15 protein-coding genes are annotated in these 15627 nt (G+C 44.4%); 14 read left to right on the top strand and 1 reads right to left on the bottom strand.

Annotated features, from left to right (window positions below):
* Positions 1-9: 9 nt before the first annotated feature.
* From NPA43_RS15390 to NPA43_RS15330, 13 genes are all read left to right on the top strand, one after another.
* Positions 10-1113, top strand: coding sequence for an EpsG family protein (locus tag NPA43_RS15390; protein WP_230030719.1), 1104 nt, complete (start codon positions 10-12; stop codon positions 1111-1113).
* Between the two features lie 27 nt (positions 1114-1140).
* Positions 1141-2163: a glycosyltransferase family 2 protein gene (locus NPA43_RS15385; RefSeq protein WP_256499030.1), complete on the top strand. Its 1023-nt coding sequence runs from the start codon at positions 1141-1143 to the stop codon at positions 2161-2163.
* Positions 2164-2169: 6 nt separating this feature from the next.
* Positions 2170-3198: a polysaccharide pyruvyl transferase family protein gene (locus NPA43_RS15380; RefSeq protein WP_230030721.1), complete on the top strand. Its 1029-nt coding sequence runs from the start codon at positions 2170-2172 to the stop codon at positions 3196-3198.
* 28 nt (positions 3199-3226) lie between these two features.
* Positions 3227-4756 (top strand): MATE family efflux transporter, encoded by a 1530-nt coding sequence (locus NPA43_RS15375; protein ID WP_230030722.1) that lies wholly within the window; start codon positions 3227-3229, stop codon positions 4754-4756.
* Between the two features lie 20 nt (positions 4757-4776).
* Positions 4777-5370: a sugar transferase gene (locus NPA43_RS15370; RefSeq protein ID WP_099727947.1), complete on the top strand. Its 594-nt coding sequence runs from the start codon at positions 4777-4779 to the stop codon at positions 5368-5370.
* Positions 5333-6022 carry an acetyltransferase gene (locus tag NPA43_RS15365; protein ID WP_256499029.1) on the top strand — a complete coding sequence of 230 codons (690 nt, stop codon included), beginning with the start codon at positions 5333-5335 and terminating at the stop codon, positions 6020-6022. Before NPA43_RS15370 ends, NPA43_RS15365 begins: the two co-directional genes overlap by 38 nt.
* On the top strand, positions 6019-7197 hold the full coding sequence (locus NPA43_RS15360; RefSeq protein ID WP_256499028.1) for a DegT/DnrJ/EryC1/StrS family aminotransferase: 1179 nt from the start codon (positions 6019-6021) through the stop codon (positions 7195-7197). Before NPA43_RS15365 ends, NPA43_RS15360 begins: the two co-directional genes overlap by 4 nt.
* Positions 7198-7346: 149 nt before the next feature.
* Positions 7347-8966: a nickel ABC transporter substrate-binding protein gene (nikA, locus tag NPA43_RS15355; RefSeq protein WP_256499027.1), complete on the top strand. Its 1620-nt coding sequence runs from the start codon at positions 7347-7349 to the stop codon at positions 8964-8966.
* 18 nt (positions 8967-8984) lie between these two features.
* Positions 8985-9929 carry a nickel ABC transporter permease subunit NikB gene (gene nikB, locus NPA43_RS15350; protein ID WP_256499026.1) on the top strand — a complete coding sequence of 315 codons (945 nt, stop codon included), beginning with the start codon at positions 8985-8987 and terminating at the stop codon, positions 9927-9929.
* Positions 9926-10759: a nickel ABC transporter permease subunit NikC gene (gene nikC / locus NPA43_RS15345; RefSeq protein WP_256499025.1), complete on the top strand. Its 834-nt coding sequence runs from the start codon at positions 9926-9928 to the stop codon at positions 10757-10759. The genes nikB and nikC overlap by 4 nt, the downstream gene beginning before the upstream one ends.
* Positions 10760-10763: 4 nt before the next feature.
* Positions 10764-11579 (top strand): nickel import ATP-binding protein NikD, encoded by an 816-nt coding sequence (gene nikD / locus NPA43_RS15340; protein WP_256499688.1) that lies wholly within the window; start codon positions 10764-10766, stop codon positions 11577-11579.
* Between the two features lie 13 nt (positions 11580-11592).
* The gene (locus NPA43_RS15335; RefSeq protein ID WP_099727941.1) at positions 11593-12414 is read left to right on the top strand and encodes an ABC transporter ATP-binding protein; all 822 of its coding nucleotides are present in this window, start codon (positions 11593-11595) and stop codon (positions 12412-12414) included.
* A gap of 254 nt (positions 12415-12668) precedes the next feature.
* Positions 12669-13994, top strand: coding sequence for an MATE family efflux transporter (locus NPA43_RS15330; RefSeq protein WP_230030728.1), 1326 nt, complete (start codon positions 12669-12671; stop codon positions 13992-13994).
* A 24-nt stretch (positions 13995-14018) separates the two neighbouring features.
* Here the strand turns inward: NPA43_RS15330 and yvfG are convergent, their stop codons facing one another.
* Complete coding sequence (yvfG, locus tag NPA43_RS15325) at positions 14019-14234, bottom strand: protein YvfG (RefSeq protein WP_024423509.1); 216 nt, start codon at positions 14232-14234, stop codon at positions 14019-14021.
* 70 nt (positions 14235-14304) lie between these two features.
* Between yvfG and rpoN the strand changes: the two genes are divergently transcribed.
* Positions 14305-15603, top strand: coding sequence for an RNA polymerase factor sigma-54 (gene rpoN / locus NPA43_RS15320; RefSeq protein ID WP_249704588.1), 1299 nt, complete (start codon positions 14305-14307; stop codon positions 15601-15603).
* The last annotated feature ends 24 nt before the right edge of the window (positions 15604-15627 follow it).

The following is a 15627-nucleotide window of genomic DNA, read 5'->3' as shown; positions in this document are numbered from 1 at the left end:
GATTGGCAGATGGCGGTATATTTGGTGAACATGATCATGGTCTATTTATGGTCGAGCTTTGCTGCATTTTACGGCAGGCGTGATGATACCATTCAAAGCGGATGGCGGCCTAACAAGCTTCTGGTGTTTTTTCCGTTTTTATTTCTTTGTATCGTAGCTGGTATTCGGTACAAAGTGGGAACCGATTTTGTGACCTATGGACAGATGTATGAGTTCTCCGTCAACTATGAAAAGCCTTGGCATATATTTGGATTCGGTGTGGACAAAGCCGCAACCGATCCGGGGTTTACGTTCATCTTATGGATGCTTAATCAACTATCACATGAGCCGCAAATGATGTATATCTCGGTCGGGGTCATCACCTATTTTTTTATTATCAAGACGCTGGTGCGATATGGACGGCCCTTTGAGCTCAGTATGCTGCTTTTTCTCGGCACCTTTCATTATTACGCTTCATTTAATGGAATGCGTCAGTATATGGTGGCTGCGGTTCTTTTTTATGCCATCCGGCTCGTTATCAATGGTGAATGGAAATTGTATTTTCCGCTCGTTCTTGTGTGTTCGTTGTTTCATTCATCGGCTCTCATCATGATTCCAGTATATTTTATCGTGAGAACAAAGGCTTGGTCATGGATGATGTTTGTCTTATGCATGATTTTCTTAGGCTTAACCGCTCTTTATGACCGTTTTATCTCTGTGTTTGTGGTGATGCTGCAAGGGAGTTCTTATGGTCATTATGAGGAATGGCTCACAACGAATACGAATGGAATGAATGTGACAAAAATCGGTGTATTGATTCTGCCGCTCCTGCTTGCTTTCTTTTATCGAAAACGACTTCGTGAACTGACACCTGAGAGTGATTACGTTGTGAATTTTTGCTTGCTTGGTTTCTTGTTTGGCATTCTTGCAACAAAGGATGTCATTTATGCAAGATTTCATATTTATTTTGGCTTATATCAGCTCATTTTACTGCCATATTTCACACGCATTTTTGATCAGCGGTCTAATGTCTTTATGTATGTAGGGATTGCTGTTTGCTATATTTTGTACAGCATCATGCTGATGCCGTTCGATTCTTCTGTTTTACCGTATAGAACGATTTTTACAAAATAGATTTGAAGAAAGGTGGGGCATGCTGTAATGCCAGCTATCAGTCTATTGGTCGCAGTCTACAATACGAGTCAATATGTGGAGCAATGCCTTCAATCGATTGCAGATCAAAGCTTTTCAGATATAGAGGTCATTCTCGTCAATGATGGATCTACAGATCACAGCGGAGCATTGCTTGAAGCGTTTGCTGAGCGTGATAAGCGTTTTCGGGTGATTCATCAAACCAATCAAGGGTTAGGGGCTGTGAGAAACCGGGGCATAGAAGAAGCAAGAGGGACGTATTTCGCCTTTGTTGATTCAGACGATATTCTCGCTCCTCATTACTGTGAAGCCTTGTATGAAAGAGCTGAAATGACTGGGGCTGATCTTGTTGTAAGTGAGTATTGGATTCAATTCGAACAATCAAAACGAACAATACCAACGACTCTTTTAAACCATCAATCAGCCGATAAAACGAGTTTAATAGAAGCGTTATTACATGGAGCCATCACTGGATTCTCATGGAATAAGCTGTATCGGCGTGCTTTTATCGAAGAACACCACATCCGTTTTCCACTGCGGGGTGAGCTTGAGAACATTGAAGATCAGTATGTGACGCTGCGCTGTTTTTCTTTATCACGTGTCATTGCCTTTGTTCATGAGCCTCTCTATTATTACCGGGTTCATCTGTCATCGATTGTGCAGCGATACCAAAAGCAGTATTTTCAGCATGGACTGACCTTTTATCATGCACAGCGCTTGTTCTTAAAAGAGCATGATGAGCTGCCTCCGTATGAGAAGGCCCTAGATTTTTTTATGGTCAATCATACGCTTCACTGTATGCTCAATGAATGGAAAAGCCAGAATTCCCTCTCCTTCCAGGAAAAGCTTGATCACATGCGGGAAATGGTGACACACGAGGCTTTTCAGCATGCAGTCAAACGAATGGAGCGATCGAAGCTCACCGTTCGAAAACGAATGATTTTATTTCTTGCCAGGTGTCAGTGGGTTCATCCGCTTTCTGCCGCCGCTTCAAGCTATCAAAAATGGATTGAATATCAAACAAGGAAATAGGGGGGGATGAGATTGACATTACAGCAATTGAAGGCACACGCCGCAGAGTGGCTGCTCTTAAAGGTCAAATATCCGCTTGAGTATAGGCTGAGCCGCCGCAAGCTGCCAGAGATGAGCCATCAGAAAAAAATCATTCTCACGCTGCTGCCAGCACATGATAATTTGGGGGACCATGCCATTGCCTATGCGAGCTATTGTTTTTTAAAGAAGCACTTTCCAGCCTATGAAATCATAGAAGTAGACATGAAAGAGATGTATCGACTCGCCCGCCCGTTAAAGAGCATGCGGCACCCGGAGGACATCGTCTGTATCATTGGTGGGGGTAATATGGGGGATTTATACCGGTACGAAGAATGGACAAGGCAATTTATCATGAACACCTTCAAGTCCTATCCCGTCATTCAGCTGCCCGCTACTGCTCATTTCACAGAAACAAAAAGAGGAAAAAGAGAAGAACGGCGCGCCATTCAAACGTACAAACGTCACCCGAGACTGCTCCTTATGGCGAGAGATCAAACAACCTATGATTGGATGAAGCAGCATTTTCCTGATAAAGATGTGTGGAAACAGCCTGATATGGTGCTGACATTAGACGAATCATCAAAGGATCAAAAACGTGAAGGGGTTCTGCTTTGTCTGCGAGAGGATAAGGAAGCGTATCTCACCCAAAAGGAGCGGCAGCAACTACAGCAGCATGTCAAAGAGACGTATGATCAAGTTGGTTTCATCACGACGACAATTGGTAAACGAGTCGATCGAACAACTCGCTTAGAGGAATTATCGGCCTTGTGGACCGAGTTAAGACAAGCGCAAGTCGTCGTGACAGACCGGCTGCATGGCATGATCTTTTGTGCGATTACACATACACCATGTGTTGTCCTCAGGTCGTTTGATCATAAGGTGATGGAAGGGTATGAATGGGTGTCGCAACTTCCGTTTGTAACCCTCTTAAAAGAACCAAATGAGACAGCTGTGAAAGAGGCGATGATTCAGCTTATAAAAACAGGCGATCAAAAGGGAGAGGAAGCTGGATGAAGGCCCTTAGACGCTGCGTGACAACACAATGAATCGTGCGTTTCTTTACAATGTCAGTGCGAACTTAATGACGTTTGTCTTGATGATGCTCATGTCTGTTTGTTTAACGCCTTACATTGTTCATACGCTTGGAGTAGAAGCATTTGGCTTAATTCATCTTACACAAAATATGATCAACTATCTATCAGTCATTACAGCTTCATTAAGTGCTGTTGTTGTGCGTTTTTTTTCTGTGGCGGCTCATAAGGGAGAGATGGAAAAGGCGCAGCGCTTTCTCGCTTCCTATTTCGTCAGTTCGATTTTTTTATCAATCAGTCTCTTTTTGCTTTGCCTTTTATTGTCTCAGCAGCTGGTTGAGTGGCTTCATGTGCCTGTTCATCTCGTCAAAGACACACAGATCGCCTTTGTTTTAGGGGGTCTTTTATTTATGCTCAATTTCGTCATGTCCGGTATTGGGGCTGCGCCGTTTTATGCGAACAAGTTATATGTATCAAGTGCTGGGCAGGCCATTCAGATGTTTTGCAGGGCGCTTGTCATTGTGATGTTGTTTACATTGACGACCCCAGCCATTTGGCATATACCGCTTGCGGCCGTCATTGGGAGCTTAGCGGCTATGGGAATCGGTATCTATTATTTTAAGAAACTCATTCCTTGGTTTTCGTTTAAGTGGCGGCATGTCTCTTTCTCTTCTAGTCTCACTCTTGTTCGATCAGGGGTATGGCATTCATTTGAGCAAATGGGGATTTTGTTGTTTTTACAAATTGATTTATTGATGACCAACTTGCTGATTGGTGCGGAAGCGACTGGCCAGTATGCCGCCATTTTACAATTCCCTTTATTATTGCGCACGCTTGCAGGGACACTTGCGGTTGTGTTTGCGCCAACGATTACGAGGTTCTATTCGAATCAGGACAAAGAGGGACTCATTCAATATGCCGCCAACGCCATTAAGTGGAGTGGTTTATTTGTTGCGTTCCCAGCCGCACTCCTAGGAGGTCTTGCCGGCCCGCTTATGCTTCTATGGCTTGGACCAGCCTTTGAGGAGCTGAAATGGCTCCTCATGATTCATGCTGCTTATTTATGTTTGACGTTGATGTTTTTACCACTGACATATGTGCCGACCGCCTTTAATCGTTTTAAAGTACCAGCAGTTGTCACGCTGATATTAGGCGCTGCCAATGTACTTTTAGCCTATGGTTTGACTCATATGCTCCAGCTTGGTTTATATGGCATTGCATCAGCGGGTGCCATTGTTTTATTGATCAAAAATATTGTGTTTCTCCCATTTTATACGTCCAAGATCACGAAACAGAAACGCACAATCTTTTACAAACATACAATGGTTCCGCTAGTGGGAGCTCTATTGATTTGGGGCGTATGCGCAGGGATTCAGTTTGTATATGACGTGACCTCATGGTGGGAGCTGTTTTGTATTGGTGGACTTTGTTTCATTGTTTACATGGGCTACTTGTATCAATTTGCAGGAACAAAACAAGAGCGGATGCAGCTGATGCGTAAGGTGAAACAAGCTGCCGCTGAACGAGCGGTCTCCCGCTAGTGTGAAAAGGAGGTGCAATGATGAAAAGAATGATAGATGTGATCGTGGCACTGACTCTGCTTATCGCAGGCAGCCTTCTTTTTCTTCTTATTTATGGGCTTATTCGGTGGAAAATTGGGACGCCTGTGGTGTTTCGGCAGGAACGGCCTGGTCTATATGGCCGGCCTTTTATGCTATATAAATTTCGGACAATGACTGATGAACGAGACGAACATGGCGTGCTGCTACCAGATCATCTTCGATTAACAAAAACCGGCGCCTTGATTCGCAAGCTCAGTCTCGACGAATTGCCGCAGCTAGTCAATGTGCTAAAAGGAGAGCTCAGTCTCGTTGGGCCAAGACCCCTTTTGATGGAGTATTTACCGATGTATACAGAGCAGCAAGCAAGGCGTCATCTTGTGAAGCCTGGCATCACTGGGTGGGCACAGGTGAACGGAAGAAACACGCTCTCCTGGGAGGAGAAATTCACTTATGACCTCTGGTATGTGGAGCATCAATCGCTTTGGCTTGATATGAAAATTTTATGGATGACCTTGCTGAAAGTCATCAAAACAGAGGGGGTGCAGCAGCCGCATCATGCCACAGCTGAAAAATTCAAAGGAACCGATATGTAAAGAGCAACCCATTGGTGTCATTGGGGCTGGCGGGCATAGCAAAGTCATTCAGGACTTGATTTTTGCGCATCCTGATTACTCATTGTGTGCCGTATTAGATGATCAATTTGAAGAGACAGTCACTCAGAGCGGCATTCTGTATGGACCGATCTCCATGAGTCAGCAGCTGAGAGAGAAAATGCCTCATACCAAATGGCTGATTGCCATTGGACAAAATGAGATCAGACAGATGGTAAAGGAACGTTTGACGTTTGAAAATATGGCGTTTGCCACACTCATTCATCCAGAGGCGGTCATTAGCCCATCAGCTGTGATCGGAAGGGGAACTGTGGTGATGGCAAGGGCTGTTGTTCAAGCAGATGCGGTCGTCGGTGAACATGCGATTATTAACACAGGGTCTATCGTAGAGCACGATAGCTTACTCGAATCGTTTGTGCACCTCTCACCAGGAGCAGTCCTTACAGGCTGTGTTTCCGCGCGCGAGGGTGCCCACATTGGGGCAGGTGCCGTTGTGACACCCGGTACATCAATTGGAAGCTGGACAGTCATTGGCGCAGGAGCGGCCGTGACCAGAGATATACAGGATCAGAAGGTCGCTGTAGGAGTTCCTGCAATTGAGATCAAAGATCGGAGAGAAGGTGGGAAATCATGAAAGAAAGAAAGCGAATCTACTTATCTCCTCCTCATATGAGCGGAAAGGAGTATATGAAAATAGAGGAAGCGTTCAAGAGCAATTGGATTGCGCCGCTAGGACCTCTTGTGAATGAATTTGAGCAAGTGGTCGCGGACTATGCAGGGGTGAAGGGGGGAGCGGCTTTATCTTCAGGGACAGCAGCGATTCACCTCGCCTTAAAGCTTATTGGCGTTCAAAAGGGGGACGTTGTCTTTTGCTCCACCCTCACATTTGTTGCAAGTGCAAACCCTATTTTATATGAACAAGCGACGCCCGTTTTTATTGATTCTGAAAGCGAGACATGGAATATGTGCCCGCTTGCTTTAGAGAAAGCCTTTGTCGAAGCAAAACGTCTTGGAAAAACCCCCCGCGCGGTCATTGTCGTTCATTTATACGGCCAAAGCGCGAAAATGGACGACATCGTGGCGTTGTGTGAAGCGTATGATGTGCCGATCATTGAAGATGCGGCTGAATCGTTAGGCTCTCTGTATAAAGGAAGAAAAAGCGGCTCAATGGGCAGGTTTGGCGTCTATTCTTTTAATGGAAATAAAATCATTACAACATCTGGGGGCGGAATGCTTGTGAGTGATGATGAAGCTGCGATCGAACGCTGCCGTTTCCTCGCTTCACAGGCAAGAGAGCGTGCCATGCACTATGAGCATCAAGAGATAGGCTACAACTATCGCATGAGCAACCTGCTAGCAGGTGTGGGGATAGCCCAAATGGATGTATTAGACGAGCGAGTTGAACAAAAGCGCCGCATTTTTCAGCGTTATCAGGACGCGTTATCTGAGGTAGATGGTCTTCATTTTATGCCAGAATATCAAGAAACCAAGTCCAACCGCTGGCTAACGACATTGACCATTGATCGTGATGCACCGATTTCACCAGTAGACATCATTGCTGTATTAGAAAAAGAACAGATCGAAGCTCGGCGTGTATGGAAGCCGCTGCATCAGCAGCCACTCTTTCGTGATTGCCCATTTTATACAGCCGCCAAAGGCACCCCTGAATCCGAGTTATTATTTGAGACAGGTCTTTGTCTTCCATCTGGAACAAGCATGACAGATGCAGAACAGGATCGTATCATTGACACACTGCATGATGTCCTGCGAGAAAAAACATTCACCTCTTCACAGGCTGCTCGTTCATAAGCGGGCTGCCTCTCTTTTTATCAAATTCCTCAATTTATGGAATATAACGGAATATGTATTGTTATTTCATTTCAAATATGATATTGACAACAGTGTACTTCCTCCTTAAAATGAAAATGATTATCAGCATCAATTAGGAGGAGCGATTTATGTCTATTTGGAATAATTTTCCGAAAATTAAAATAAATACAGTATTTACATTCCTACTGATCTTCTTACTAGTAGGCTGCTCTCAAGCAAACAATGGAGCAGGTGGAAAGAAGGATCATCCTGACATGATCACAATGGCATGGCCGAGAGATATTGGCGAAATGAATCCGCACATCTACAACCCATCACAATTGTTTGCACAATCGATGATTTATGAGCCATTGGTCAGCTATCAAAAAAATGGAAAGCTGAAACCTGAATTAGCGAAGTCATGGGATGTTTCAAAGGATGGCAAGGTGTATACATTCCATTTAAGAGACGGAGTGACATTCTCAGATGGCTCTGATTTTAACGCGGGCATTGTCAAAAAGAACTTTGATACGATTTTAAAAAACAAAGATTTACATAGCTGGTTAGGTGTCATTAAGAAAATCAAAAAGACAGAAGCTGTGGACAAAAAGACGTTTAGACTCACATTAACAGCGCCTTATTATCCAACTGTTCAAGAATTAGCAGTCGTCCGTCCGGTTCGTTTCTTAGGCGAAGCAGGCTTCCCTAAAAACGGAGATACGTCAAAAGGAATCGAAAAACCAGTGGGCACAGGCCCTTGGGTATTAAAAACGTATAAAAAAGATGACTATGCGATTTTTGAACGAAACGATCATTATTGGGGAGAGAAACCAAAGGTCAAGGAAATCAAGGTGAAGGTCATTCCAGATGCTGAAACGAGAGTGATGGCATTTGAAAAAGGTGATGTGGATTTACTTTATGGAGAAGGAACGATCAGCCTTGATGCCTACAAACAACTAGAGGAAAGCGGCAAGTATGAAACTAACATGTCAGAGCCTGTTGCAACGAGACAGCTTGTGATGAATACAAAAGTGGATCAGCTGTCAGATGAAAAAGTGCGTCATGCCCTTCAGTATGCCATCAATAAGAAGTCAATGGTAGAAGGTGTAACGTCTGGCTTAGAGGACGCAGCAGATCACATTTTGCCGACAAACATGCCCTATACGTCCAATATTAAAGTGAAGTCTTTCCAATATGATGTGGACAAAGCAAAAGCATTGCTAGATGAAGCGGGCTGGACACTTCCAAAAGGGAAATCCGTTCGTGAAAAGGATGGAAAAACGCTTGAATTTAGTATGATGTATGACTCAGCAGAATCGATTCAAAAAGCGATGGCTGAGACGCTGCAGGCAGAATGGGCAGCCATTGGCGTTGGCGTCAAACTTGAAGGCGTAGAGCTTGCCACGCAGGTTCAACGTTTCAAAGCCAACAAATTTGATATGAACTTCTTTAGCAACTACGGAGCGCCATATGATCCGCATACATTTATGAACGTCGTTTCATCAGATGGTTTTGGCTTCAAAGAAGCCATCTCAGCGTATCCAAATAAGGAAAAGCTGATCAAAGAAATGAACGAAATTCCGTCAACAACAAATGAAAACAAACGAAAAGCACTATATTCGTCGGTCTTATCTTCTTTGCAGGATCAAGGGGCGATTGTGCCAATCTCTTATTTTAAAAAGACAGCCGTTTATCAAAAAGATGTGAAGGACTTTGAGTTCCCTGCGAATCGAGATGAACATCCTTTCACAGGCATCAAGCTCAAGTAATAGAAGGAAGGTAAGGAAATGGGCCGCTATATCATCAAACGAATGCTTTCAATCATCCCTGTATTTCTATTAGCCACACTTTTCACAACTGGTATGATTCACCTTTCGCCAGTTGATCCGGCTGAGGCATATTTAGCAGCGGCTCATATCCAGCCCAATGATGAAATATTAGCGCAAAAAAGAAGTGAATTTGGCTTAGATGAACCGTTTTATATGCAGTATCTTCATACCATTGAAAAAGTCATTCGCCTTGATTTTGGCCGGTCGTATATGTCGAATCAGCCTGTGCTCGATGAGGTCATCTATAGAATACCGGCGACCATTCAATTGGCGTTCACCAGTCTGCTGCTCGCTATTTGTGTCAGCATTCCGTTAGGCTTTTTCAGCGGCATGAGAAAAAATGGCGTCGTTGATCATATGAGCCGGCTCATTTCTTTCTTAGGAGCATCTATCCCGACATTTGTCTTGGGGTATTTGCTCATCTTCTTTTTTTCCGTGAAGCTCGATCTCTTACCGGTTGAAGGTGTTGGGACGTGGGAGCATCTCATCCTGCCATCAATCACACTGGCAGTGCCTTTAATTGCGATGTATACGAGGTTATTACGGTCAAGTGTGAGTGAGGCGCTTCAAGAGCCATTCGTTCAATATGCGAGAATCAGAGGATTAAAGGAACAGTCGATCATGTTCAAGCATGTATTCAGAATCGCGATTTCGCCGATGCTGACAGGACTTGGTGTGAATCTTGGCAAGCTGCTGACAGGAACCATTATTGTCGAGGCGGTTTTTTCATGGCCGGGGTTTGGACGCTTTTTTATTGAAGCGATCTTTAACCGGGATCTGCCAGTCATTCAATTCTATGTGTTGATGGCAGCATGTATCTTTATTTTGAGCAGTTTGATTGTTGACCTGCTTCAGCTGATCATTGACCCCCGTATTTCTAGAAAGGAAGGCCGCCAGCAATGATGACAAAAGTACAACATTTCTTCTATCATCAAAAGATGATCTCGATCTGCGTTTTGCTGCTCGGTCTCCTGCTGATTGTGACAGTATGTGCACCATGGATCGCTCCACATGATCCGTCGGCTGTCAATCTTGCCATGAAGCTAAAGGGCTCTTCGTGGGAGTATCCTCTTGGGACAGATCAATTAGGACGATGCAATTTATCTCGTATTTTATATGGTGCGCGTATTTCGTTAGGCTGTGCATTATTAATCTTTCTCTCTTCTTTATTGATTGGATTAATCGTTGGTTTGTTTTCTGGGTATCAAGGCGGCTGGATCGATCACGTCTTAATGAGAATTTGCGACGGGGTCATGGCTTTCCCGAACTTGGTGCTGATCCTTGGGCTAGTGGGCATCTTTGGTCCGGGGCTTTTTCAAGTAGTGCTTGCCTTGATGCTTGTGCAATGGGTGTATTACGCCCGCGTCTTTCGAGGGATGGTGCTCAGTTTAAAAGAACAGAATTTTATTGCAGCTGCGAAGATCAGTGGAACTTCACACTGGAACATCATGAGAAAGCATATGATTCCCAATGTTCTACCGCCTTTAGCAGTGATTGGCACACTCGAAATGGGGTGGGCGATTATGGACATTTCTGCGATGTCTTTTCTCGGCTTGGGGGTTCAGCCTCCTCTGCCTGAATGGGGAGCGATGATCCATGAAGGGAAGTCGTACATTCAAACAAATCCTCAACTGATGCTTTACCCAGGTCTTGTAATCATGGCTGTGGTGGTTCTGTTTAATTTACTGGGAGAAGCCCTTTCAGAGAAATATGGCATCAAACGTCGTGTTTAAAGGAATGAGCAATTTGGAAGAGTCCATATTACAAATAGACAACCTGCATGTGCAGACGAAAACGCCTCATGGGACAACCTCTCTTATTCAGGACGTAGCGTTTGAAGTAGGGCGTGGTCAAATCGTTGGATTAATAGGTGAGAGCGGCTGCGGGAAAACGGTGACAAGTATGTCGATTTTAAACATGCTCGACCGAAAAACAACTGAAGTCACTGGCAGTATCACATTACAGGGACGGGAATTGATCGGTGTAAGTGAAAAGAATATGCGGTCCATTCGGGGCAAAGACATTTCGTATATTATGCAAAATCCAATGAACAGTTTTACGCCGGTATGGACGATCGGTCATCAGCTGATTGAAACCATTCGCCGGCATACAGCTGTCAGTAAAAGGCAGGCACGGGCGCAGGCGGTCGATGCCTTAAAGCAAATGAATCTGCCTCAACCAGACCAACTGTTAAACAAGTATCCCTTTGAATTAAGCGGCGGCATGCTGCAGCGTGTCATGATTGCCATGGCTGCCTGCATGCACCCGCCTCTCATCATCGCAGATGAACCAACAACCGCGTTAGATGTACACAATCAGAAGCTGGTGCTCCAGCATCTAAACCAAATTCGTCATGACTATGGAACGGCCATTTTACTGATTACCCATGATCTTGGTGTCATTGCAGAAATGGCAGATCAGGTTGTGGTCATGAGACAAGGAGAAATGGTTGAAAAGGCAGAAGTTCTTGAGCTTTTTGAAAATCCAAAGCATGATTATACAAAGAAACTATTAGCAGCTCGGCCATCCATTCCAGCTGTTTGCCCGATTTGAGGTGAGAAGGCCCTTGCATTTATTAGAAGTGAAAGCAGTCAGTCATGCATACAACAGCCGATCGTTTCTTATGAGAAAAAAAGACGCAGCTCCTGTCCTGAAAAGCGTCCATTTGACCATTGAAGAAGGTACTTGCCTTGGGTTACTAGGGCAAAGCGGCGCAGGGAAAAGTACACTTGGCAACATCATACTTGGACTAGAGAAGCCGAGTGCCGGTCAGGTTCTTTTTGAAGGTCAGGATGTATACCGCGCAGATCAGCGAACACGTAAACACTTTCGCCGGCATGTGCAAGCGGTGTTTCAAGATTCATATTCGGCCATGAATCCAAGGTGGACAGTCGAACAAATTTTATCTGAGCCGCTTGAAAACTATGAAACACTGACCCGTAAAGAACGCAAGAAAGTACTGATCCACTGGCTGGAAAGAGTGGGGCTCAGTGAAAAGGATTTGTCTAAGTATCCGCATCAATTCAGTGGCGGACAGCTGCAAAGGATCAACATCGCAAGAGCATTATTGCTACAGCCAAAGCTGATTGTGCTCGATGAATCCGTCAGCAGTTTAGATATGGTCACACAGGCTGTCATTTTAGATTTATTAGTAGAATTAAAGAAAGAGCTGGGGCTGGCTTACTTATTTATTACACATGATATGACAGCAGCCTATCACTTAAGTGATCAATTGGCGATTCTTGATCAAGGAGAGCTTGTCGCCCAATTTCAATCAAAGGATGATTTCTTTTTATCAGAAAAGGAAGCTGTTCTGAAAATGAGAGATGCGATGCTCGCAGACCATCCTTTGTCACGAACGATTGGCAGACCGGTTCGTTCCATTTGATTCATTCAATCAACGCCTCTTTTAGGAGAGGCTCAGCGTGTAGACAAACCCTCGCATTCGGTGTCAGTCCTGCGCGCCGGTGCTCACGAATGTCGAATTCGCTCCGCTCCGGTGCTCGTCCTTCCTAGACTTCAAAGGTTTTCAATCACGCTGAAAAGAAGACAAAGGGTTAAAATAAAGATCATTTTAGCCCTTTGTTAACGATCAACGCCTCTTTTAGGAGAGGCTATTTTTCATGAAAGGCAGGTGGTATCGTGAACCATCGAGCGTATTTAGCTTTGGCCATTCCTTTAACAATTTCAACGATGACCACTCCATTACTCGGAGCTGTCGATACAGCAGTTGTCGGCCAGCTCGCTAATCCCGCTTATATTGGAGGCGTCGCAGTCGGCAGTCTCATTTTCAGTACATTATATTGGCTGTTTGGTTTTTTGCGGGTGAGTACATCTGCCTTTGCCGCCCAGGCAAATGGAGCACAGAGCGAGGAGCAGGGCGTTCTTGCTTTTTTAAGGCCTTTTTTGGTCGCCATCATGGTCGGTCTTTGTTTTATTGCCCTCCAGTGGCCAATTATTCAATCTGCTTTTCTAGTGATCTCTCCCGCTGCTGATGTCCGGCAATTTGCAGCAGATTACTTTCATATTCGCATTTGGGGTGCCCCATTTACCTTGATGAATTATGTGATATTAGGCTGGCTGATGGGGATGGCAAAAATGAAAGAAGCCCTCTCTTTACAGATTTTGATCAATGTCATGAATATGGCTCTCGCATTTCTGCTTGTTCATGTGTTTTCCTTTGCAGTGAAAGGTGTGGCGGCTGCAACCTTGATGTCTGAATTAACCGCTTTTGTGCTAGGAGCATGGATCATTATGAAGCATACGTCAAACGGGTTCCGGATGCCTTCTGTTAAGAAGATCATGGACACACAGGCAGTGCAGAAAATGTTTCATGTCAATAAAGATTTGTTTATTCGGACGATCTGTCTGCTTGTGGTGATTAACATGTTCACTGCAAAAGGTGCTTCTTTTGGAACAGAGCTGCTTGCGGCTAATGCGATCTTATTTCAAATACACTACATCATGGCTTATTTGTTCGATGGTTTTGCCAATGCGTCCAGCATTCTTGTTGGCAGATCAGTTGGTGCAAATGACCGGACTCTCTATGAAAAAACATTGACCCTTTCGAGGCAGTGGGCACTTGTCATGGCGTGTGTCATTGCGGCGAGTTATTTTCTATTAAAAGAGCCGATTTTGAGCTTGTTTACGAATCTTCCTCAGCTGTTTGACGTCACATTGCGCTATGCAGATTGGCTTGTTCTTTATCCGTTTGCTGCTTGTTTTGGATTGGTGATTTACGGTGTATTTACAGGTGCGACAGAAATTGCCCCTGTCAGAAATTCGATGCTGTTTGCGATGATCTTGTTTGTGGTTGTCCAAGCAGCGGTCACGCCAATTTGGCACAATCATGGACTCTGGTTTGCCTTTATCATCTATACTGTAGGACGGTCTGGCTTTTTGATGATGTACAAATCAAAGCTGGATCAGAAACTGTTCATACATGACAAACACCCTTTGCAATCGTGACAAAGGGTGCTCCTTTTTGTCCATTCATTCGCTTTCTTTTTTCACCTTTTGATAGGCTTCATCAAGATGCTGAATTCGCTTCAATACGACAGCATTTTTGGTCAGCTGGTCCTGAACAAGTGTAGAAACCACTGAGCGGTAGTAGGCATTCATTGCATGAACCTTGTCTTCATTTTGATTCATGGCGATATGCTGTTTCAAGTTGTCAACAAAGTATGGAACGGAAAAAAGTTCAGACATGGAAATCACTCCTATTTCATATATACGGTCCGTCAATCTTCATGTAAAATGATGAGAGGGAGGGGAGACAATGAGCCTTAAACTGCAACAAGAACAGGTACTAAAGCAGGTGCTCACACAAGAACTCAGGCAGGCCATTACACTGCTGCAATTGAATTGCACAGAACTGGGTGAGTATCTTGACCAGTTAGCGCTTGAGAACCCTCTGATTGAGCGGAAAGACACGGACAGCTATCAACCAGTTTATCATAAAAGATCACGAGATCGAATGACAGAGCCGTATCGTACGCATCAAAAAGAAAGCCTGCAAATGGTTTTGAAAAGACAGGCAATTGATTTGACCTTAAGTGAAAGAAATGAAAGGATCTTTCACTTTATGATTGAGTCCATTGATTCAAATGGCTATCTAAATGAACCGGTTGATGCAATGGCCGCTGTTTTAGAGGTTTCGGCGGAAGAAGTAGAAGCCGTTCTTCATCAGCTTCAATCATTAGAGCCTGCCGGTATTGGCGCAAGATCATTGCAAGAGTGCATCCTGCTTCAGCTTAGAAGAAAAAAGGAGCGCTGGTATGAAGCTGAGCTGATCATCGAAGAGCATTTCTTTCTTTTTGCAAGAAAGGCTTGGAAGGAGATTGCGGCAAAAACAGGAATTTCAATGAAAACACTTCAAGCGATACAAGATGAGGTCTCACTGCTTGAACCAAGACCTGGCCTTCATTTCTCATATGAAGAACAGCATGTGTATATAGAGCCCGATGTGTATATCACGGTGATGCAGGATCACATCACATTTGAGCTGAATCAGCGTGCTTTTCCTGACGTTGAGATGAATGAAGGATATTTCGCTATGATTCAAGATCAAAAGCGGCATGAAGCATATGCGTATTTAAAGGAAAAAGAGCAGCAGTACAATTGGCTTGTCCAAGCGCTGAAGCAGAGAAAACAAACGATGACCCATGTCGTTCGTGAGATTATCTTACATCAGACTGATTTTTTCCTCACAGGGAAACATAAAATGAAACCGCTTACGATGAAGCGGATAGCAGATATATTGCAAGTACATGAGTCGACAGTCAGCCGGACTGTCAAAGGGAAAATGGTGCAAACCCCTTATGGTTTAATGGAAATGAAGCAATTTTTCCAAGCGAAACTAGAAGGACATTCGCTAGAAGAGGCGTCCAGCTACACAGTCAAGACGCACATCGCCGAGCTGATCCAAACGGAAAATAAGAAAAAACCGTATTCGGATCAGCAAATCATGACTCAGCTTCAGCAAACCTTCGGCATCCGCGTCTCGCGCAGAACCATTGCCAAATATCGTGAACAAATGAATCTTCCGTCATCCACGCTGCGGAAACGCTATGATTAAAAAGGAGCACATGCATTTTCTGGC

The sequence above is a fragment of the Bacillus pumilus genome (genome assembly GCF_024498355.1).
GTDB lineage: Bacteria > Bacillota > Bacilli > Bacillales > Bacillaceae > Bacillus > Bacillus pumilus_P.
The sequence above is the reverse complement of the archived record's forward strand: the minus strand, read 5'-3'. Positions and strand labels throughout refer to the sequence as shown.